This is a genomic window from Micromonospora sp. NPDC093243 (assembly GCF_044753725.1).
In the GTDB taxonomy this organism is placed as follows: Bacteria; Actinomycetota; Actinomycetes; order Mycobacteriales; family Micromonosporaceae; genus Micromonospora.
Window position 1 is genome coordinate 807,854 of the sequence record NZ_JBIVNT010000003.1, and the last position, 20,413, is coordinate 828,266.

At 74.4% G+C, this 20,413-nt stretch carries 19 protein-coding genes and 2 tRNA genes; 13 read left to right on the plus strand and 8 right to left on the minus strand.

Annotation, left to right across the window (positions count from 1 at the left end; all coding sequences use genetic code 11):
• Window positions 1-34: 34 nt before the first annotated feature.
• The gene (locus tag ACIP9D_RS13355) at window positions 35-1,015 is read right to left on the minus strand and encodes a DUF5937 family protein (RefSeq protein ID WP_350875317.1); all 981 of its coding nucleotides are present in this window, start codon (window positions 1,013-1,015) and stop codon (window positions 35-37) included.
• Window positions 1,016-1,085: 70 nt separating this feature from the next.
• On the opposite strand from ACIP9D_RS13355, the gene ACIP9D_RS13360 reads away from it, so the two are divergent.
• Window positions 1,086-1,901 carry an isocitrate lyase/phosphoenolpyruvate mutase family protein gene (locus ACIP9D_RS13360; protein WP_350875319.1) on the plus strand — a complete coding sequence of 272 codons (816 nt, stop codon included), beginning with the start codon at window positions 1,086-1,088 and terminating at the stop codon, window positions 1,899-1,901.
• 139 nt (window positions 1,902-2,040) lie between these two features.
• Here ACIP9D_RS13360 and ACIP9D_RS13365 read toward each other — a convergent pair whose 3' ends face one another.
• Entirely contained in the window at window positions 2,041-2,280 is a 240-nt protein-coding gene (locus tag ACIP9D_RS13365; protein WP_396698150.1) for a DUF6458 family protein, read from the minus strand.
• A 158-nt stretch (window positions 2,281-2,438) separates the two neighbouring features.
• Between ACIP9D_RS13365 and ACIP9D_RS13370 the strand changes: the two genes are divergently transcribed.
• From ACIP9D_RS13370 to ACIP9D_RS13380, 3 genes are all read left to right on the plus strand, one after another.
• Window positions 2,439-2,511, plus strand: a tRNA-Gly gene (locus ACIP9D_RS13370).
• Window positions 2,512-2,562: 51 nt separating this feature from the next.
• Window positions 2,563-2,637: transfer RNA gene (locus ACIP9D_RS13375), tRNA-Val, on the plus strand.
• A 162-nt stretch (window positions 2,638-2,799) separates the two neighbouring features.
• Window positions 2,800-3,804, plus strand: coding sequence for an NAD-dependent epimerase/dehydratase family protein (locus ACIP9D_RS13380; protein WP_350875323.1), 1,005 nt, complete (start codon window positions 2,800-2,802; stop codon window positions 3,802-3,804).
• A 100-nt stretch (window positions 3,805-3,904) separates the two neighbouring features.
• Here the strand turns inward: ACIP9D_RS13380 and ACIP9D_RS13385 are convergent, their stop codons facing one another.
• Window positions 3,905-4,873 carry an Acg family FMN-binding oxidoreductase gene (locus ACIP9D_RS13385; RefSeq protein WP_350875325.1) on the minus strand — a complete coding sequence of 323 codons (969 nt, stop codon included), beginning with the start codon at window positions 4,871-4,873 and terminating at the stop codon, window positions 3,905-3,907.
• A 211-nt stretch (window positions 4,874-5,084) separates the two neighbouring features.
• Here ACIP9D_RS13385 and ACIP9D_RS13390 point away from each other — a divergent pair, with 211 nt between their 5' ends.
• Entirely contained in the window at window positions 5,085-5,723 is a 639-nt protein-coding gene (locus ACIP9D_RS13390) for a response regulator transcription factor (RefSeq protein ID WP_350875327.1), read from the plus strand.
• A gap of 200 nt (window positions 5,724-5,923) precedes the next feature.
• Here ACIP9D_RS13390 and ACIP9D_RS13395 read toward each other — a convergent pair whose 3' ends face one another.
• The 5 genes from ACIP9D_RS13395 to ACIP9D_RS13415 form a co-directional block, all read right to left on the minus strand.
• Window positions 5,924-7,600 carry a GAF domain-containing protein gene (locus ACIP9D_RS13395; protein WP_400449916.1) on the minus strand — a complete coding sequence of 559 codons (1,677 nt, stop codon included), beginning with the start codon at window positions 7,598-7,600 and terminating at the stop codon, window positions 5,924-5,926.
• Between the two features lie 97 nt (window positions 7,601-7,697).
• Window positions 7,698-8,705 (minus strand): Acg family FMN-binding oxidoreductase, encoded by a 1,008-nt coding sequence (locus ACIP9D_RS13400; RefSeq protein ID WP_350875329.1) that lies wholly within the window; start codon window positions 8,703-8,705, stop codon window positions 7,698-7,700.
• A gap of 135 nt (window positions 8,706-8,840) precedes the next feature.
• The gene (locus ACIP9D_RS13405; protein WP_350875331.1) at window positions 8,841-9,779 is read right to left on the minus strand and encodes a universal stress protein; all 939 of its coding nucleotides are present in this window, start codon (window positions 9,777-9,779) and stop codon (window positions 8,841-8,843) included.
• Window positions 9,731-12,133, minus strand: coding sequence for a phosphoketolase family protein (locus tag ACIP9D_RS13410; protein WP_350875333.1), 2,403 nt, complete (start codon window positions 12,131-12,133; stop codon window positions 9,731-9,733). Before ACIP9D_RS13410 ends, ACIP9D_RS13405 begins: the two co-directional genes overlap by 49 nt.
• Window positions 12,134-12,203: 70 nt before the next feature.
• Window positions 12,204-13,064: a universal stress protein gene (locus ACIP9D_RS13415; protein WP_350875335.1), complete on the minus strand. Its 861-nt coding sequence runs from the start codon at window positions 13,062-13,064 to the stop codon at window positions 12,204-12,206.
• A gap of 166 nt (window positions 13,065-13,230) precedes the next feature.
• Here ACIP9D_RS13415 and ACIP9D_RS13420 point away from each other — a divergent pair, with 166 nt between their 5' ends.
• The 8 genes from ACIP9D_RS13420 (at window position 13,231) to ACIP9D_RS13455 (ending at window position 20,399) form a co-directional block, all read left to right on the plus strand.
• Entirely contained in the window at window positions 13,231-13,467 is a 237-nt protein-coding gene (locus tag ACIP9D_RS13420; RefSeq protein ID WP_074318164.1) for an HTH domain-containing protein, read from the plus strand.
• A complete protein-coding gene (locus ACIP9D_RS13425; protein WP_400449918.1) occupies window positions 13,467-14,048 on the plus strand; it encodes a Clp protease N-terminal domain-containing protein in 582 nt (193 codons plus the stop codon). The genes ACIP9D_RS13420 and ACIP9D_RS13425 overlap by 1 nt, the downstream gene beginning before the upstream one ends.
• A 154-nt stretch (window positions 14,049-14,202) precedes the next feature.
• The gene (locus tag ACIP9D_RS13430) at window positions 14,203-15,207 is read left to right on the plus strand and encodes a diacylglycerol kinase family protein (protein ID WP_350875338.1); all 1,005 of its coding nucleotides are present in this window, start codon (window positions 14,203-14,205) and stop codon (window positions 15,205-15,207) included.
• Window positions 15,200-16,201 carry a YihY/virulence factor BrkB family protein gene (locus ACIP9D_RS13435; RefSeq protein ID WP_350875340.1) on the plus strand — a complete coding sequence of 334 codons (1,002 nt, stop codon included), beginning with the start codon at window positions 15,200-15,202 and terminating at the stop codon, window positions 16,199-16,201. The genes ACIP9D_RS13430 and ACIP9D_RS13435 overlap by 8 nt, the downstream gene beginning before the upstream one ends.
• 80 nt (window positions 16,202-16,281) lie before the next feature.
• Window positions 16,282-17,772, plus strand: coding sequence for a phosphatase PAP2 family protein (locus ACIP9D_RS13440; protein ID WP_350875342.1), 1,491 nt, complete (start codon window positions 16,282-16,284; stop codon window positions 17,770-17,772).
• Window positions 17,773-17,779: 7 nt separating this feature from the next.
• The gene (locus tag ACIP9D_RS13445; RefSeq protein ID WP_350875343.1) at window positions 17,780-18,583 is read left to right on the plus strand and encodes an endonuclease/exonuclease/phosphatase family protein; all 804 of its coding nucleotides are present in this window, start codon (window positions 17,780-17,782) and stop codon (window positions 18,581-18,583) included.
• Between the two features lie 89 nt (window positions 18,584-18,672).
• Complete coding sequence (locus tag ACIP9D_RS13450) at window positions 18,673-19,197, plus strand: SigE family RNA polymerase sigma factor (protein WP_350875345.1); 525 nt, start codon at window positions 18,673-18,675, stop codon at window positions 19,195-19,197.
• A complete protein-coding gene (locus tag ACIP9D_RS13455) occupies window positions 19,194-20,399 on the plus strand; it encodes a hypothetical protein (RefSeq protein ID WP_350875347.1) in 1,206 nt (401 codons plus the stop codon). The genes ACIP9D_RS13450 and ACIP9D_RS13455 overlap by 4 nt, the downstream gene beginning before the upstream one ends.
• The last annotated feature ends 14 nt before the right edge of the window (window positions 20,400-20,413 follow it).

Consider the following 20,413-nt stretch of genomic DNA (forward strand, 5'->3'; position numbering starts at 1 on the left):
CGGCCTCCCGCCCGGTCGCGAGGAATACGCGGCCTCAGCCGGCGGCGGAGAGCAGCGCCTCGGCGAGGTCGGTGCGGGAGCTGAGCAGTGCCCGGCCCCGCCGGTGGGTCGTCACCAGACCGGCCGCGCGTAACGAGGTGAGGTGCTGGGAGACCCCGCCAGGTGACATCCCGGTGCGCCGGGCCAGCTCCGTGGTGCTCACCGGCGAGGCCAGCTCGGTGAGCAGCCGGGCACGTCCCCGGCCGATCACCGCGGCCAGCGCGTCCGGGACGCCGCTCGGGCGCTCCCAGAGCGCGCCGAGGCCACGGGCCGGATAGGCGAGCTGCGGTACGTCCCCGGCGGAGACGCTCAACACCGACGGCCAGACGAAGACCGAGGGGACCAGCACCAGACCCGGCCCGCTCGCAACGTCCGGGGCCAGGCAGTGCCGCTGCGCGATCAGCAGCGTGTCGTCCTCCCAGCGGACCTGCTGATGCAGGTCGTTGAGAAGCCCGGCCGCGCCGTCCTCGGCCAGCCGGCGGGCGCGGGCGGCGATCTCGGTGTCGAGCAGCAGCCGCAGCCGGGGCCACTGCGGGGCGAGGGCGATCCGCCAGTACGACTCGATCTCCTCGGCCAGCCGGCGCAGCCCGGCCGGCGGGTCGGCATACAGGGCGGCGACGGCCGGGGCGCGGTCACCCGGGCAGAGGTCCAGGTGGGCCCGGACAGTGTCCGCCGGGGTGGCGCGCAGGGCGTCGAGTTCGGCGGCCAGGTCCGCGTTGAGCCCGGCGGGCGGCGGGGTGAGGAAGTCGGGCAGGTAGCCGGGCGGCGCCGGCACGAGCTGCCAGAGCAGCCCGCCGTCGGGGCCGACCAGTCCGGCGGCGGTCAGCTGCGGACGGACCCGGCGTACCCACGGCAGGTGGATCGCGTGGTCCCCGGGGTCGCGCAGCACCCGGACGCTCGCGACGACCTCCCACAGGCAGGAGACCGCGAACCGGATGCGGGCGACGGCGCCCGCCGACAGGCCGATCGCGACCACGGCACCCCCGGTGGATTCAGCTGGGACTGAAACATTACTGCGGCGTCGCGGGCTGGCCGAGACTTGCCGGGTGAGCGAACACCACACCCGAGCTGAACTGTTCCGATCCCTGCACACCCCCGGGGCGCCGCTGGTCCTCGTCAACGCCTGGGACGCCGCGAGCGCCCGGATCGTGGCGGCCGCGGGGGCCCGCGCGGTGGCCACCACCAGCGCCGGCGTCGCCTGGAGCCTGGGCGCCGCCGACGGCGACGTCCTCGGCCGCGACGCGGCAGTCGACCTCGTACGCCGGTTGGTCGCCGCGGTGCCGCTGCCGGTCACCGCGGACATCGAGTCCGGGTTCGGCGCGACGCCGGACGAGGTCGCCGCGACCGTACGGGCGGTGATCGCCGCCGGTGCCGTCGGCGTGAACGTCGAGGACGCCCGGCGCGACGCCGGAACGCCGTTGCGCGACCTGCCGGACCAGTGCGCCCGGCTCGCCGCCGTGCGGGCCGCCGCCGACGCGGCCGGCCTGCCGCTCTACCTCAACGCCCGGATCGACACGTTCCTCAGCGGCACCGGGGGCGTCGGCGAGACCGTGGCCCGGGCCACCGCCTACCTCGCGGCCGGCGCGGACGGCATCTTCGTGCCCGGGGTGGTCGACCCGGAGACCGTCGGCGCGCTGGTGCGGGCGATCCCGGCCCCGCTGAACGTGCTCGCCGGCCCGGGTGCGCCGCCGATCGCGGAGTTCGCCCGGCTGGGCGTGGCCCGGGTGAGCCTCGGCTCGGCGATCGCCGAGGCCGCGTACGCGGTCGTCCGCAAGGCGGCGGACGAGGCGTTCGGCGCGGGCACGTACGGCGCGCTGGCGGACGCCCTCGACTACGGCACGCTCAACGCGCTGATGCGCTGAGCGGCGGCCGGCGCCGGATGGCCGGTGCCACGCCAGGCCGCCGGGCCGGGCGATCAGGCGCGGCGGGCCGGCCACCTCGGTCGAGGTGGCCGGCCCGGGCGGTCAGCGTTCGGTGTAACCGGCGAGGGCCGGCGTGGGGTCACAGCGGCGGGGCGACGTCCCGCCGCTCCTCGACCCGCCGGTACTCGACCGGCTCGCTGGTGGTGACCACCTCGCGGCGGCGGCCCCAGACGAGCGTGGTCATGATGAGACCGAGCACGCCGGCTGCCATCAGGATCCAGCCGACGACGTCGAGGTTGATGCCGCCGAGGCTCGCGTCGAGCGCGAAGGTGAGGATCGCGCCGACCGCGATCAGGAAGATGCTGGTGCCGATACCCACGACAGCCTCCTTCTCCTGGGGATGTGGATGTGGTGCGCTGTCGAAGGGCTTCAGTACCCCGCCGTTGAGCAGCGCAACCATGGCCGGCCGGGTCGCCGCGTCGGGCGATCTTGGCATCGGGTAGAGTTCCACCCGTCGCCGGCTGACGCCGGCGGCACGCGGACGTAGCGCAGCTGGTAGCGCATCACCTTGCCAAGGTGAGGGTCGCGGGTTCGAATCCCGTCGTCCGCTCGCGACCCGCCCCGAGATGTGCCCGGCTTACCGGGCGTGGGCGGTGACCACGGGCGATTGGCGCAGTGGGAGCGCGCTTCCTTGACACGGAAGAGGTCACTGGTTCAAACCCAGTATCGCCCACCACCTTCACGGACAGTTCGATCGGCTCGTCACCGGACCTGCGGTGACGAGCCGTTCTGCTTGTGCCCCCTGCCGCCGACGGCTTCGGGGGCGTTCTGCCGACGGCAGATCCGCTCACCGTGAACATCGCACCGATCCGCGCCTGTCAGCGGGCACAGTGGCCGGATGAGACTTCTGGTGCTGGGTGGTACGGGCTTCGTGGGCGGCGCGACGGTGGCGGAGGGGCTGCGCCGGGGTTTGTCGGTGACGGTCTTCAACCGGGGGATGCACGGGACGCTGCCGGCAGGCGTACACCGGCTGCGGGGTGACCGGACCGCGCCCGGCGGCCTGGCCGCGCTGGCCGGCGGCGAGTGGGACCTGGTGGTGGACACCTGGGACGGCGCGCCGCGCGTCGCCGGCGACGCGGCCCGCGCGCTGGCCGGATCGGTCGGGCACTACGTGTACGTGTCCAGCGGTTCGGTCTACGCCGAGCCGGTCGAGCCGGGCTCGGACGAGGACGCGCCGCTGGTCGAGGCCGCCGCGGACGCCGACGACGGTGACTACCCGCGGAACAAGGCCGGCGCCGAGCGGGCGCTGCGGGAGGTCCTCGGCAAGCGGGTCCTGCTCGCCCGGGCCGGGTTGATCCTCGGCCCCGGGGAGGACATCGGCCGGCTGCCGTGGTGGCTCGGGCGGATCGCCCGGGGCGGCGACGTGCTGGCGCCCGGCCCGGTCGACCTGCCGCTGCAGTACATCGACGTGCGCGATCTGGCGGCCTGGCTGCTGGACGCGGGCGCGCGGGGGCGCGGCGGCGCGTTCAACGTGGTGAGCCGGACCGGGCACGCCACCATGGGCGAGCTGCTCGACGCCTGCGTCGCGGTGACCGGCTCGGACGCCCGGCTGCGCTGGACCGCGCCGGAGCCGATCCTGGCCGCCGGCGTGATCCCCTGGAACGATCTGCCGATCTGGGTGCCGCTCGGCCACGAGTACCGCTGGTTGCAGGAGCGCGACGTCGAGCGCGCGTACGCCGCGGGGCTGACCTGCCGCCCGCTGGCCGAAACGGTCGCCGACACCTGGCGGTGGTTGGGCGAGGTGGGCACCGTGCCGCCGCGCGCCGGCCGCCCGGCCCGGTCCCCGGTCGGCCTGGATCCGACCCGCGAGGCGGCGCTGCTCGCGGCCACGCCCGCGGCCTGACCGGTCTGGGGCTGACCGGTCGGGACGAATGCGCGGCGGGCCGACCGACGGGGGCGGTCCGCCGCGGTGGCGGAACACACCACGGCTCCGCCGGTCCTGCTCAGGGCGCCGGCAGGTCGAGCACCTCGTCGACCGGGCGGCGCGGGGTCGGCCAGCCCGGTTGGCCGTACCCGATCCGCAGCACCATCTGCGGGGTGCCGAAGCGGCCCAGCGAGAGCCGCAGCTGCTCGCGCGCGGTGGGCACCTCGATCGGTTGGGAGAGCAGCGACGCGCTCAGCCCGGCGTCGGTCGCGGCGAGCAGCACCCGCTGCAACGCCTGCCCGGCGATCACCTGGTCGATCGCCGTGTTGCCGACCGAGCCGAGCACCGCCACCAGCGGCTCCGGTTCGAAGTCCCGTCCGGGCGCCCGGTCCCGCCCGCCGAAGCCGCGGGACGGCAGCGGGTCGTGCGGCTCGCCCCGTGGGCCGCCGGAGGCGACCGGCACTCCGTCGGGCGCGGGCGTCACGCGGACCCACTCGTCGCGTTCGGCCCGGTATGCCGGGTCGCGTTCGAGCACCCGGTGGGCGCCGCGGGCGATCTCGGCGAACGCCGCCACCGCGCTCACCCCGATCAGCAGCTCCAGCCAGCACTGTTCGGCGCGGGCCGCCTCGCCGAGCCGCCAACGGGCGTCGGCGGGCACCGGGTCCGGCCAGAAGGGCGCGCGGTTGCTGAACCGGCGGGGAATCGCCGCGTACAAGGCCTGTTCGGCGGGGGTGGGCCGGCGCGGGGTCTCGGGGTGCAGCCGGGCCAGCACGTCCGGCTCGGCCGGGTACGGGCGCAGCCGCACCGAGGCGGGGATGCCCGCCACGGCGAGCGCGAGCCGCAGGTTGAACAGCGCCGCACCGCAGGCGATCCGGACGCCCCAGCCGCTCGGGTCGGTGGCCGGCAACCGGCGCGCCGGGTCCGCCAGCACCTCGATCCCGCCGTCGCGCAGCCGGAACCGCCACGGCTGGGTGTTGTGCAGGGAGGGCGCCCGGACGGCGTCCGCGGCGGCAGCCCGCAGCTGCGCGGCGGTGTAGCGGGTCTCCATGATGCTGCTCCCTCGGGGCTCGCCGAGCTGGTCGTCGCGGCCGGTGACGATGCGCCGGCCGGGTGGTGCAGCTCCACGGTGCGCCCGGGCGGCCGACGGCGGGCAGGGCCGGACGTCCCGACCGGCCGGGACCGACCGACCCGCCGCAGGCCAGCCGGGTCGGGACCTTCGGCCCGTGCGGCACCCGGTGGGCAGCGGGTAGAAACGAGGGATGATCCGGGTGTTCCTACTCGACGACCACGAGGTCGTCCGTCGTGGCCTTGCCGACCTGCTGACCAGCAGCGGCGACATCGAAGTGGTCGGCGAGTCCGGCTCCGCGCCGGAGGCGACCCGCCGCATCCCGGCGCTACGGCCGGACGTGATGATCCTCGACGCGCGGTTGCCCGATGGCAACGGCATCGACGTGTGTCGGGACGTCCGCGCCGTCGACTCCAGCATCAAGGGGCTGATCCTCACCTCCTACGAGGACGACGAGGCGTTGTTCGCCGCGATCATGGCGGGCGCGGCCGGGTACGTGCTCAAGCAGATCCGCGGCACCGACCTGGTCGACGCGGTACGCCGGGTGGCGGCCGGTCAGTCGCTGCTCGACCCGGCGATCACCACCCGGGTGCTGGAGCGCATCCGCAGCGGGGTGGAGCAGCCGCAGGAGCTGAAGTCGCTCACCGACCAGGAGCGGCGGATCCTGGAGTACGTGGCCGAGGGGCTCACCAACCGGGAGATCGCCGGGAAGATGTTCCTGGCCGAGAAGACCGTGAAGAACTACGTCTCCAGCGTGCTGGCCAAGCTCGGGCTGGAGCGCCGCACCCAGGCCGCGGTGCTCGCCACCCGCCTGCTCGGCCAGCGCCACTGAGCGCACGCGGAACGGTCGGTCACCCCGCTCGCGCTGAGCGCGCCGGCGGCGACCTGCGCGCGCGATATACCTCAGGGGCATCAATATGCCGCTGAGGTATCTCGCTCTGGCGCACCCGTCCGGTCACGCCGGTTCGACGCGGCGCGCGACGATTCGTGCGGGCCACCCCGGCAACCCACAACCGCGAGCCGCCGCCCGGCTCAGTCGCGTAACGGGGCTGACCAGCGCAGCTCGGTGCCGCGCGGGTGCGCCGCCCGCAGCGTGAACTCGCCGCCGTGCCGCTCGGCGCGTTCGCGCAGGTTGACCAGGCCGCCGCGCGGGGCGGACGGTTCGCAGCCCACCCCGTCGTCGGTGACGGTGACGGTGACCTCGCCGGCGTCCACCCGGACGGCGACGGCCACGTGGTGCGCCTGCGCGTGGCGGACCGCGTTGGACAGCGCCTCCCGCAGCACGGCGGTGAGCTCGGACCGCAGCGCGTCGGGGACGGCGCTGTCGACCGGCCCGGTCAGCTCCAGGCTGGGCCGGAAGCCCAGCGACTCGGCGGCGAGCTCGACGGCCTCGCGGATCTCGGTGCGCAGCGCGGCGGTCATCGGGGTACGCAGCTCGAAGATGGTGCGGCGGATGTCCTTGATGGTGGCGTCCAGGTCGTCGACCGCGGTGTTGATCCGCTTGGCCAGCTCGGGTCGGGCGCTCATCGGGGCGGCGCTCTGCAGTTGCAGGCCGGTGGCGAAGAGCCGCTGGATCACCACGTCGTGCAGGTCCCGGGCGATCCGCTCGCGGTCCTCCAGCACCACCAGCAGCTCCCGCTCCTCCTGGCCGCGAGCCCGCTCCATCGCCAGCGCCGCCTGCCCGGCGAAGCTGCCCAGCATGGCCACATCGTCGTCGGTCGCCGCGCCGCCCCGCTCCGGCCGGTGCGCGATCACCAGCACCCCGTGCAGGGTGTCGGCGGTGGTCAGCGGGGCGATCACCGCGGGCCCGGTGCGCAGCAACGCGGGCCACGGCGCGGCGTGGGCCAGGTCGTCCACCTGGTCGTGGCGGCCGGCGGCGGCGGCCGCGCCGAAGCTGGTCTCCGCGGCCGGCAGCACACTCCCGACCAGCGCCCGGGCGGGCTCGTCGGCGCCGTCGACCACCTCGACCGTGAAGGCCTCGGCCTCGGGGTCGTAGAGCAGCACCAGGGCGAGTTCCGCCTCGGCCACCTCGCGGGCGCGGCGGGCCACCAGCGCCAGCGCGTCGGTGCGGCGCACCTCACCGAGCAGCACCGAGGTGATCTCCGCGGTGGCCGACAGCCAACGTTCCCGCCGGTGGGCCAGCGCGTAGAGCCGGGCGTTCTCGATCGCCACGCCGGCGGCCGCGGCGAGCGCGACGACGATCTCCTCGTCGTCCTCGGTGAACTCCGCGCCGTCCTGCTTCTCGGCCAGGTAGAGGTTGCCGAAGATCCGCTCGCGGATGCGTACCGGCACGCCCAGGAAGCTGTGCATCGGCGGGTGGTTCGCCGGGAAGCCGTAGGAGCGCGGATGTTTGGTGATGTCGGGCATCCGCAGCGGGCGCGGCTCGTCGATCAGCAGGCCCAGCACTCCGCGCCCGTGCGGCAGGTCTCCGATCTTCGCGTGCAGCTCGGGGGAGATGCCGTGCACGATGAAGTCGTGCAGCAGCCGGTCCGGGCCGACCACGCCGAGCGCGCCGTAGCGGGCGCCGACCAGCTCGCAGGCGGCCTGCACGATCCGCCCCAGGGTGCTGCGCAGGTCGAGGTCGGTGCCGATGCCGACCACGGCGTCGAGCAGGGCGCGTAGCCGTTCCCGGCTGGCGACCACCTCGCCGACCCGGTCCAGCATCTCCTGGAGCAGCTCGTCGAGGTGCACCCGGGACAGCGGGCTCAACCCGAGTGACGGCGTCGGTCGAGACTCGGGCCGGGGGTGCGGGGTGCGGGGTGCCACCGGGCGATGTTATCGCCGGCCGGGATCCGGGTGACGCGCCTCAGCCGTGCTCGCCGCGTACCGCGGAGGTGTCCACCACCTGGTGGGCGGCGAGCCGCGGGGTGCGCGGCGGGCCGGCGTGCGCCGGGTCCGCGATCCCCAGCCGCAGCACGAGGTACGGGAAGCCGATCCCGGCGAGCAGTTCGCGCAGGATCTGCCGGGTGCTGTCGACCTCCACCACACCGCTGAGCGGCACCATCGAGACGCCGAGCCGGGTTGCGGTCAGCCAGCCGGCGGAGAGTCCCTCGCCAGCGCGCAGCCAGCTCTCCGGCTCGTCCTCGTCGCCGAAGAGCAGGGCGTACGCGGCCGCGCGGTCGTGCCCGGGGCCGACCGGCAGGCTGCCGGAGCGGCCGAAGTCGCGGGCCGGGACGGTGGTCTGCGGCGCCTGCTCGGGCAGCACCTCCGGCGGCAGCCCGGTGCCGGTGCCCGCCCGGCTGGTCCAGTACGCCAGCTCCTCGCGTGTCTCCGGGTCCTCCGCCTCGACGATGTCGGCGTGCGAGGCGGCGGCGGCCAGCGCCATGACCTGGTCGGAGTCGAGGATCTGCAACCTGCTGCCCTCGGCGGCGACCGCGTGGGTGATCTCCTCGATCGCGCTGTCGGGCACCGGCTCCTCGCTCACCGGGCGGCGGTCGGTGTGCCGGATCTGCATGCACTGCACCAGCCGCATCGCGTCCGGGTCGAGGTCGGTGCGGGAGAAGCCGCTCAGCCGGGCCAGCAGCTCCGGCTCGGCCGGGTCGGGCAGCCGCTCCACCATCGCGGTCCAACCCTCGGCGGCGAGCGCCATCCGGGCGTGGTGCAGGGCGATGCCGCAGCTGAGCACCAGCAGCCGCGCCTCCGGGTCGGCGGCGGCGAGCTGCCGACTGCGGGCCATCCGCAGCTCCAGCGCGTCGGGCAGCACCCGCCACTGCCAGGGCTGGGTGTTGTGCACCGAGGGAGCATGGCCGGCGGTCGTGGCCGCCTCCGCCAACGCGGTGGTCAGCGGTCGGTCCGTCGGGCTCTGCTGGCTCATCGTCCACCCTCTCGTCTGCGCCCGTTCCCGTCGCTCCACGTGCGGCGGGCAGCTGGTTTCTTCATCCTGTGCCCTCGCGCCGGCCGCCGCACGGCCCGCAGGTCCCGTCCGGGCGGGCCGTTGGACCCTGCGGCGTCAGCGTTCACGGACGACCGCGACCGGGCAGAGCGCGTGCTGGATGAGCTGCTGACTGACCGAGCCGAGCAGCATTCCGCGCAGCCCGCCGCGCCCCCGGCTGCCGACCGCCACCAGTTGCGCGCCCCGGCTCGCCTCGACCAGCAGCGACGCCGGACCGCCGGCGGCCACCTCGACGCTGATCGCCAGCTCCGGGAAACTCTGCCGCCAGGGGGCGACCGAACCGTCCACGGCGGCCCGTTCGGCCGCGGTGGCCTCGTCCGCGTCGGTCGCCGCCCCGCCGCCGGGGCCGCGCCAGGGCGGTTCCGGCGGTGACCAGGCCCGGATCACCCGTAGCGGAACCCGCCGCTGCACCGCCCGCTCGACCGCGAAACCCAGCGCCGCCAGTGACACGTCGGAGCCGTCGACCCCGACCACCACCGGGCCGTCCGTGGGCGCCGCCGGAGCGGTCTCGGACGGAGTGCGGACCACCACCACCGGGCAGTGCGCGTGCGCGGTGACCGCGACCGCGGTCGAGCCGGCGAGCAGCCCGCCGAACCCGCCGTGGCCTCGGCTGCCGAGCACCAGCAGAGCGGCCCGCGCCGAGTGTTCCTGGAGCACCAGCGCGGGCGGCCCGTCGAACACCTCACCGGTGACGTCCAGGTCCGGGTGCGCGGCAGCGGCCTCGGCCGCCGCCCGGCGGACCAGCTCCTCGACCTCGCGCCGGGCGGTCTCGTCGGGCCAGGCGCCGGGGGCGACGCCCGGGCCGAGCCAGCCGACCACGGTGAGCCACTCGAAGACGTACGCCAGCCGGACCGGGCGACCGCTGCGACTCGCCTCGTCCAACGCCCATTCCAGGGCGAAGGCGGCGTCCGGGGAGCCGTCGTAGCCGACCAGGATCTGCTCGCCGGTCACTGCCCGCTCCGCAGGCCCGGCTCGGTCTCGCGGATCCACCGCCACTCCGACACCCGGGGGTCGTCCTCGCCGTACCGGCGGGTGTAGTCCCGGCAGGACTGCCGTTCGTCGACCATCTGCTGCCGCAGGTGCGCGGCGCGGGCGGCCAGCCCCGGCACCCGGTCGATGACGTCGATGACCAGGTGGAAGCGGTCCAGGTCGTTGAGCATCACCATGTCGAACGGCGTGGTGGTGGTGCCCTCCTCCTTGTAGCCGCGCACGTGCAGGTTGTCGTGGTTGGTGCGGCGGTAGGTGAGCCGGTGGATCAGCCACGGATATCCGTGGTAGGCGAAGATGATCGGCCGGTCGGCGGTGAAGATGGTGTCGAACTCGTTGTCCGGCAGGCCGTGCGGGTGCTCGGTGGGCGGCTGCAGGCGCATCAGGTCGACCACGTTGACCAGCCGTACCTTCAGGTCCGGCAGGTGCCGGCGGAGCAGGTCCGCCGCCGCGAGCGCCTCCAGGGTCGGCACGTCGCCGCAGCAGGCGAGCACCACGTCCGGCTCGCTGCCGGCGTCGGTGCTGGCCCACTCCCAGATGCCCAGGCCCCGCCGGGTGTGCTGGATGGCCTCCGACATGGTCAGCCAGTTCGGGGCGGGCTGCTTGCCGGCCACCACCACGTTGATGTAGTGCCGGCTGCGCAGGCAGTGGTCCATGGTGGAGAGCAGCGTGTTGGCGTCCGGCGGCAGGTAGACCCGCACGACCTCGGCCTTCTTGTTGACCACGTGGTCGATGAAGCCCGGGTCCTGGTGCGAGAAGCCGTTGTGGTCCTGTCGCCAGACGTGGCTGGAGAGCAGGTAGTTCAGCGAGGCGAGGGGCTGCCGCCAGGGGATGGCCCGGGTCACCTTCAACCACTTGGCGTGCTGGTTGACCATCGAGTCGACGATGTGGATGAACGCCTCGTAGCTGGTGAACACGCCGTGCCGGCCGGTCAGCAGGTAGCCCTCGAGCCAGCCCTGGCACAGGTGCTCGGAGAGCACCTCCATCACCCGCCCGTCGGGGGAGAGGTGGTCGTCGCTGGGAACCGTGGCGGCCACCCAGGCCCGGCCGGTGACCTCGAAGGCGGCGCCGAGGCGGTTGGAGGCGACCTCGTCCGGGCCGAACAGGCGGAACGACTCCGGGTTCGCGGCGATCACGTCGCGGATCCAGCCGCCGAGCACCCCGGTGGCGCCGGCCATCGGTTCGCCCGGCCGGGGGACCTCGATGGCGTAGTCGCGGAAATCGGGCAGGTCCAGATCCCGCAGCACCACCCCGCCGTTGGTCACCGGGTTGGCGCTCATCCGCCGGTCGCCGCGGGGCGGCAACGCGAGCAGCTCGGCGACGGGCGCGCCGGTGGCGTCGAAGAGCTCCTCGGGCCGGTAGCTGCGCAGCCAGGTCTCCAGCTCGGCCAGGTGCGTCGGGTTGGTGCGTACCTCGGAGAGCGGCACCTGGTGCGCGCGGTAGGTGCCCTCGACCTGCTTGCCGTCGACGTCCCGCGGACCCGTCCAGCCCTTCGGCGTACGCATGATGATCATCGGCCAGCGCGGACGTTCGGCGGCGCCGCCGGTGCGGGCCCGGCGCTGGATCGCGGCGATCTCGTCCAACGCCCGGTCCAGCGTGGCGGCGAGCGTCTGGTGCACCTGCGCCGGGTCGTCCCCGGCGACCACGTACGGCTGGTACCCGAATCCGTGCATCAGCTCCAGCAGGTCCGGCTCGGGGATCCGCGAGAAGACGGTGGGGCCGGCGATCTTGTAGCCGTTGAGGTGCAGGATCGGCAGGACCGCCCCGTCGCGGGCCGGGTTGAGGAAGACGTTGGAGAGCCAGCTGCCGGCCAGCGGACCGGTCTCCGCCTCACCGTCGCCGATCACGCAGGCGACCAGGAGGTCCGGGTGGTCGAACGCGGCGCCGTAGGCGTGGCTGAGCGCGTACCCCAGCTCGCCGCCCTCGTGGATGGAGCCCGGCACCTCCGCCGCGACGTGGCTGGGGATGCCACCGGGGAAGGAGAACTGGCGGAACAGCCGGGCCATGCCGGCCTCGTCGCGGTCGATGCCGTGGTAACGCTCGCTCCAGGTGCCCTCCAGCCAGGTGTTCGCCACGATGGCCGGGCCGCCGTGGCCGGGGCCGGTGATGAACATGGCGTTCAGGTCACGGCCGACGATGACCCGGTTGAGGTGGGCGTAGAGCAGGTTCAGCCCGGGGCTGGTGCCCCAGTGCCCGAGCAGCCGGGGCTTGATGTCGTCGGGGGTCAGCGGGTTGCGCAGCAGTGGATTGTCCAGCAGGTAGATCTGCCCGACGGTGAGGTAGTTCGCCGCCCGCCAGTAGGCGTCCAGTCGGCGCAGCTCGTCGTCGGTGAGCGGAGGGTTCGCGTCGAGAGCGGTGTCCATGATGCTGAGCCTCTCGCGGGTAGGGAGTGGGGCATCCGGCGTCCAGCATCGCCAAGGCCGGCGGCCCGGGTCAGGGCCGTTGGTCCCGGTCCGGGCGGGCGTCGGACCCGGTCAGCGGCGCCTCGGCCAACCCGCGGACGACCATCACCGGGGCCGGGGAGTGGTAGAGCAACGACTGGGCGACCGCGCCCAGCATGCCGCGGCCCGGCTCGTCACCACGGGCGGCGACCAGCGCCACCTGCGCCGAGCGGGAGGTGTCGACCAGCACCTGGCCGGGATCCCCCTCGACGACGCGGCACTCGGCCGCCACGTCGGTGCGACGGGCGGCGTAGCGGTCCATCACCTCGGTGACCGCGTCGGTGACGGCCTGGGTGTCCTCGTCGGGCTCCACCACCCGCAGCGCCAGCAGCTCCGCGCAGCGCAGGGCGGCGCACTCGAGGGCCCACTCCAGGGCGAGGTTCGAGCTGGGTGAGCCGTCCACCCCGACCAGCACCGGGCCCTTCGGCGGCGGCTCGCCGCGTACGACCATCAGCGGGCAGCCGGCCCGCGCGGCGAGCTGCACGGCCGGTGCGTCGGACGGGACGCACTCGGCGCTGCCGGCCATTCCGCCGTCACCGACGGCGAGCAGGAAGGCCGCCTCGGACCGGCGGATCAGGGTGGGCAGCATGGCGCCCTCGACGATCTCGCTGCGGACGGTCAGCCCCACCTCGATCTGGTGGGCCAGCTGAGCGGCCCGGGTGATCAGATCCTCGGCCTGGTCGCGGGGCGCGGCGACGCTGTCCGCGGCGAAGGCCGCCTGCCAGTCGAAGGTGTGCAACAGGTGCAGCGGTCGACGGTGCGCGGCGGCCTCCTGCGCGGCCAGCCGGACGACGCCGAGGTCGCGGTCCGAGCCGAGGCCGACCAGCACCGCTGCATCGGCGGATGCGGCCATCCGACATCACCTCCCGGGCGTCGCGCCCGGCACGACCAGCTCCCTCGACCGAGGGTAGTCGTGCGGTCGTGGCGGCGGGCCGGATCGGGCAGCGCCGTCGACGCCGGTCGGGCCGGCTCGTCAACAAAGGTTGACAGGAGTGGCGCTGTCAACGTATGTTGACGACATGAGTCAGGCGACGGAACTCGCGGCGGCAGCCGGCAGCACCGACCCCCGGGTCGGGCTACGCGCCGTCCGCGCGCTACGTCGGTTGCTCGAGCGCCTCGAGGTCGTCCAGGTGGACAACGCCCGTCGACAGGGCTGGTCCTGGCAGGAGATCGCCGACGCGCTCGAGGTCAGCCGGCAGGCGGTCCACAAGAAGCACGCCGGGCGACCGGCGGTCAACCAATCCTGGGAGGCGTGATGTTCGAACGGTTCACCGACCGGGCGCGCGGCGTGGTCCGGCGGGCGGTGCAGGAGGCCCGGGTCGAGGGCCAACGGCCGGTCGGCACCGAGCACCTGCTGCTCGCGCTTCTCGCCGACGAGGCCGGGCTGGCCAGCCGGGTGCTGGCCGACGCCGGAGTCCGCGCCGACGACCTGCGCGAGCGCATCCGCCGGCACACCGCCGACGGCGGAGCCGGCCTGGGCGACGCGGACGCGGCCGCGCTGCGCGAGATCGGCATCGACCTGGCCGCGATCGTGGCCCGCATCGAGCAGTCCTTCGGCCCGGACGCGCTGCGCGAGGCCGTGCCGGCGCCGCGGCGGTGGTGGCGGCGCGGGCGGCGATACCTGGGCGGGCCCTTCTCGCCCCGGTCGAAGAAGGCCCTCGAGCTGTCGCTGCGCGAGGCGCTGCGGCTGCGCCACCGCCACATCGGCACCGAGCACATCCTGCTCGGGCTGCTCCGGGAGGGGCAGGGGCTCGGTGCCCTGGTGCTCAGCGAGGCCGGGGTCGACCTCGACGATCTGCGCCGAAGGGTGGAGAGCGCACTGCGCACGGCGGCCTGACCATCCGGTGATCAGCGGTCCGGGGCGGCGCGCCTCGGCTGGATCGGGTGAGCGGGCCGATCAGCCACGGCCACGTTGAAACCTGTCTGTGGCACTTCCGACCCGGGCCGCTCGCGGGCTCGCTGAAGCGGCTCCGGTCCTGCACACTGACGCCGTGGATGCTGGACAGGACAGCCGGCCGTCGGGCCGCGACGGTGGGCTGCGCTCCGCCGTGGTGGTCAATCCGGTGAAGGTCGCCGATCTCGACGAGCTGCGCCGCACCGTGAACGACGCCCTGGCCGGCGCCGGTTGGCCCGAGCCGCAGTGGTTCGAGACCACGGTCGACGACCCGGGCCGTGGCCAGACCGAGCAGGCCGTCAAGGCCGGCGTCGACGTGGTCTTCGCCTGCGGCGGCGACGGCACCGTGATGTCCTGCGTCAGCGCGCTCGTCGGCACCGACGTGGCGCTGGCCGTGCTGCCGCAGGGCACCGGCAACCTGCTCGCGGCCAACCTGGGCCTCTCCACCGACCTGGCCGCCGGGCTGCAGGTGGCCGTCGACCGGGGCCGGCGGCGGCTCGACGTCGGCGAGGTCGACGGGCGGTACTTCACGGTGATGGCCGGCATGGGCTTCGACGCCCAGATGCTCGCCGCCACCTCCGAGACGACCAAGGCGCGCATCGGCTGGCCCGCGTACGTGATGGGAGCCGCGCGACACCTGCGCGACCGCCCCATGCGGGTGTCGATCCGGATCGACGACCGCCCGCCGGTGCGCCGCCGCGCCCGCTCGGTGCTGATCGCCAACGTCGGCCGGTTGCAGGGCGGGGTCCGGCTGCTCACCGAGGCCGAACCGGACGACGGTTGGCTGGACGTGGCCGTACTCACCCCCAACAACCTGCGGCACTGGGCGGCGCTCGGCTGGGCGGTGATCCGCCGTCGTGGCCGGGTGCCCCGGATGGAGGTCTTCCGTGGCCGGCGGGTGGTGATCACCAGCACCCGGACCCAGCCCCGGGAACTCGACGGCGACCTGATCGAACCGGGCCGCCGGCTGCGCGCGGTGATCCGGCCCGAGGCGCTCTGGCTCTGCGTGCCGCAGCCCGAGCGCGCGCCGGATCTCGCCGTCGACGCGAGGGACGCCGCCGAGCGGGGTGAGCAGCTGGTCGAGGAGGCGCGCCGTGAGTAGCACCCGGATGGTGCCCGAGACCCGGCTGATGTCGAACGAGGAGCTCTCCGCCGACGACGCCTGGCACACCCTGCGCCGCGAGGGCAGTTGGCACCTGCTGCGCGACGCGTTCATCCGGTTCCGCTACGGCGACGGGTTCAGCCACTCCCGCGCCTTCGCGCTCCAGCTCTGCCTCGCCGTGGTGCCGTTCCTGATCGCCCTCACCGGCCTGATCACCGAACTCGGCGTCGAGGAGGGCGGCCAGGTGGTCGCCGACACCGTGCTGGCGCTCACCCCCGGGCAGAGTGAGCAGGTGGTGGCCGAGCTGCTCGGCGAGGGCGAACGCGTCGAGGACGCCGGGGAGCTGGCGCTGACCCTCGGTCTGCTCACCGGCCTGGTCGCGCTGACCACGACGATGGCCCAGATCGAGCGGGGCGCCAACCGGATCTACGGCGTGGAGCGGGACCGTCCGGCGCTCTGGAAGTACCTGCGAGCCGCGGTGCTCGCGGTCACCGCCGGCGTGCCCGCGCTGGCCGGCTTCCTGATCCTGGTCGGCGGCGGGGCGATGGGCGACTCGGTGCGCGAGCACTACGAGTGGGGTGAGGCCGCCAACGGCGTCTGGGACGTCATCCGCTTTCCGCTGAGCCTCGGGTTGACCGTGCTCGCCGTGGCGGTGCTGTTCCGGCACGCGCCGCGCCGCCGGCAGCCCGGCCTCTCCTGGCTGTTCTTCGGCGCCGGCATCGCCACCGCGCTCTGGTGGCTGGCGAGCCTGCTGCTCGCCGCGTACGTGCGGTTCAGCGACGGCTTCGGGCAGACCTACGGCGCGCTCACCGGCATGATGGCGCTGCTGCTCTGGGCCAACCTCACCGGCATGGCGCTCTTCGGCGGGCTGGCCTTCGCCGCCCAGCTGGAGGCGTTGCGGATCGGGGTGCAGGAGCCGGCCCAGCCGGACCTGTGGGAGCCCGAGGCCGAACGCGCGGAGGTGCTCGACACCGGCGAGATGACCGCGCTCTGACCTGGCCCGGCCCGCTCCCGGTGTACGGCCCCCGCTGATCGGGTAAAGCGCCACGCCATGGGCGACAAGGGAGGTGCGGGGTGACCGCGGTCAAAGAGGTGCTGCGGCGACCGCTCGGGCATTTCACGGAGCGGAGCGTCGCCGGGCTGATCGCCGTCACCGGCGCCGGCGTCGCGTTCGGCCTGCTGCTGATGCTGGTCCGGTTCCGGTGGAGCCCGTTGCAGGACGCCGACCACGCCGTCGCCGAATGGTTCAACCAGCTCGTGTCGCGGCACGGCCCGCTGGTCACGGTCCTGCAGGCGGTCACCGACCTCGGTGGACGACCGATCCTGATCTGGTTGGTCACCATCGCCGTGATCGGCCTGCTGATCCGCCGACAGCCCCGACTGGCCGTTTATCTGATCATCACGGGCGTCGGCGGGTTGATCCTCGACCCGTCGCTCAAGACGCTGGTCGGCCGGCTTCGCCCGGTGGTCGACGTGCCGGTCGCCAGCGCGCCGGGCAACAGCTTCCCCAGTGGGCACGCGCTGGGCTCGTTCGTCGCGTACGGGGCGCTGCTGCTGGTCTTCCTGCCGGCGCTGGCGCCCCGGTGGCGCAAGCCCGCCATCGCCCTGGTCGCCACGCTGGTGGCGCTGATCGGGCTGACCCGGATCGCACTGGGCGTGCACTTCGTCTCCGACGTGCTCGCCGGCTGGCTGCTCGGCGCGGCCTGGCTCGGCGTCACCGCGTACGCCTTCCGGCTCTGGCGGCGTGAGCGTGGCCGGCCGGTGCCGCCGCTGACCGAGGGGCTGGAGCCGGAGGCGGGACACGACATCGCCGCGGCCCCGGCGGAGGAGCACGTGCTGGAGCATCCGCGCTCCGCGGTGGCGGAGCTGCTGGTCGGTTGGGTGCTGGTCTTCGGCGCGCTCTACGGCTTCGGGATGTTCGTCAGCTACTACGCCGGCGGGACGTTCCTGGCGACCCTCGACACCGAGGTGCCGCGCTGGTTCGCCGAGCGGCACACCGAGGTGCTGACCGACGTGAGCTGGTGGTGGAGCAAGTTCGGCGACACGCACGCGATCCTGCTGATCTCGCTGGTGTTCTGCCCGCTGGTGCTGGCGGTGTGGCGGCGCTGGCGGCCGGTGCTCTTCGTGGCGCTGGCCATGGTCGGCGAGTTGACCCTCTTCCTCGCCTCGGCCCGGGCGGTCGACCGGCCACGCCCGCCGGTGGAGAACCTGGACGGGCCGATGCCCACCTCCTCGTTTCCCTCCGGGCACATCGCGGCGACGATCTGCATCTGGCTGGCGATCGCCGTCATCGTGCTGCCGCGCACCGACCGCTGGTGGCGCTGGATCTTCGTGGCCCTGGCGGTGATCATGCCGGTCGGGGTGGCCGTCTCCCGGATGTACCGGGGCATGCACCACCCCACCGACTTCATGGGCGCGATCCTGCTCAGCGCGCTCTGGATCGGGCTGCTCTACTGGGTGATCCGCCCCAACGCCGACCTGCGGGAGGGCAACCGGCCGAGCATCGAGTCGGAGGACGTCGACACCCTCGACGACGAGCTGGCCAAGGCCGGTCGGGTGGAGTGAGCGCGTCGTGCTGCGGGTGATGACCTGGAACATCCGGACCGGCGGGCGGGACGGCGACGGCCGCGACCGGCGGGACGCGATCGTCGAGGTGATCACCGCCCAGCGGCCGGACGTGCTGGCCCTGCAGGAGCTGCGCGGCTTCGACGCGGACCTGCTCGCCGGGTTCGCGGACCGGCTGGGCCTGCGGCCGCACCTGGCCCGCAGTTGTCTCGGGCAGCCGGTCGCGGTGCTGGTGCGGCCGCCGCTGCGTACCCTCGCGGCCGGGTCGCTGCGCCGGCCGTTCCACCACGCCGCCGCGCGGGTGGCGCTGGCCACCGACGCCGGGCCGCTCACCGTGCTCGGCACCCATCTCAACCCGTACTCGGGTGGCTGGCGTCGCATCGAGGTCGACTGGCTGGCCCGGGCGGTCCGGCGGGCGCCGGGCGGGTTGGCGCTGCTCGGCGGGGACCTGAATGCCCTCGACCCGGCGACCGACCATGCCGGACGGCTCGACCGGCTGCCGCCCGCGTACCGCCGCCGGCACCTGCGCCGCGACGGCCGCACCGTGGACACCCGTGCGGTGGCGGTGCTGCTCCGGGCCGGCCTGGTCGACCTGTACCGGGCGGCGGGCGGTCCGGACGAGGCCGAGGGGCTCACCGTTCCGACCCGGCACGGCGGGGCCGAGTTCGCCGGGATGCGGCTGGACTACCTGCTCGGCACCCCGGCGCTGGCCGCGAGGACGCGGGACTGTCGGGTGGTCCGGGGCGGCGCCGCCGATTACGCCTCCGACCACTATCCGGTGCTCGCCGAGGTGGCGCTGGATCCGGCCTGACGGGCGACGCCCGGACACCGGTGCAACCGGATCGGGCTCCGGCCGCATCCGTACGGTGACAGCACCGGCAGCCGGAACGGGAGTGGTCGATGCAGGCCGTGCAGCGGCAGGAGTACGTGGATTTCGTCACGGGCGCGACGGGGAAGCTGCGGCGCACCGCGTACCTGCTGACCGGCGACGCGCACCGGGCCGACGACGTGGTGCAGCAGACCCTGACCCAGCTCTTCGTGAAGTGGAGCCGGGTGCGGCGGGCCGACGACATCGGCGCGTACGTGCACCGGATGCTGGTCAACGCCTTCCGGCAGGAGCGGCGGTCCCGCTGGTGGGGTGTGCAACTGCTCGACCGGACACCCGAACCGGTGCCCCGGGGCGACCCGGGCGGCACGGGGGAGGCCGCGGCGGACGCGGTGGCGGTGCGGACCGCGCTCGCCGCGGTGCCGCCCGGCCAGCGGGTGGTGCTGGTGCTGCGGTTCTACGCCGACCTCAGCGTCGAGCAGACCGCCGAGGTGCTGGGTTGTTCGACCGGGAACGTGAAGAGCCAGACCGCGCGCGGGCTGGCCGCGCTGCGCCGCCAGCTGCCGTTGGACGCCGAGGCGAAGGGAGAGGTCCGATGATCGATCGGGAGGAGACGCTCGTCCGGCGGCTGCTGGCCGACGCCGCCGAGGACCTGCCGGCCGGGGGAATGCCGACGGACGCCCTGCTGGCCGAGGGGGAGCGGGCCGTCCGGCGCCGCCAGCGCCGGGCGGTCGGCGCGGCGGCCGTGGCGACGGTGGTCGCGGTGCTCGGCGCGGCCGTTCTGTTGCAGGGGGTACGCCCACAGGCGCAACCCACGCCAGGTGGCGGTGTCTCCCCGTCGTCGACGGCACGTCAAAGTGCGACGCCGTCGCCGGCCGTGACCGGCAGTGGTCAACCGCCGGCCGTGGCGCCGGCCGGGTTCGACCCCACCCGACGGCTGTTTCGGATGGGCTGGCTTCCCCCGGGAGCGACCCACCAGACGCTGGAGACGGATCGCCGGCTGCTCTCCGTGAGCGCGGAGGTGCCCGAGGGGGCCCGGGTGGGCGACCCGTGGGAACCCGGGCCAATGATGGGGATTGCCAGGTCGGTGACGGTCCGGATGGGGGCACGTGGAGTCGATCTCTTCTGGAACGAGCGGGAGCCGGCTGTGTTTCCGGGTCAGACGCCGTCGTCGGTGGACCTGCCCGGCACACCGGTCGCGCCGATCGACGGGCACCCGGCGTTTCTCTATCCGAGCGAGGACCGAATGGTGCTCTCCTGGCAGTACGCACCGGAGGGTTGGATCTCCATCACCGTCTACCGCTACGACGACCCCGAGATGGTCGCCCGCCAGGTCGCGGCCGCGCTGATCTGGGAGACCGAGCGGGTGACGGTGCCGTTCGCGCCGGTTGGTCCGCCGAACGGCACCACGATCGGGGGCACCGAACTGCGCGTGTACCGCGGGACGTGGCTGGACGCCCGGGTCCGCTACGTCGCGTCCACCGCCCCCGGTACCGGGGAACTGCGCCGGGATGTCGCCCTCGGAGTGAGCAACGGAATCTTCGCCGGGGACGGCAGCGACGCCGGTGGCGACCGGGTCGTGGTGGCCGGCCGGGTTGGAGGGGCGACCGACGGCCCGAAGGGCTTCGGGGTCTACCGGGTGGCGCAGATGCCTGGCTGCCCGCGCTGCGTCGCCGAGGTCGGCTCGGAGAGCGAGGCGGGGTGGACCGCGATCGGCGGCCGCAGCGGCGCGCTGGATCTCGCCGCCTCGATCCGGATGGTCGACGGCAGCGACGACCTGGCCGCCTGGCGTCCGCTGTAGCGGCGCACCGGCCG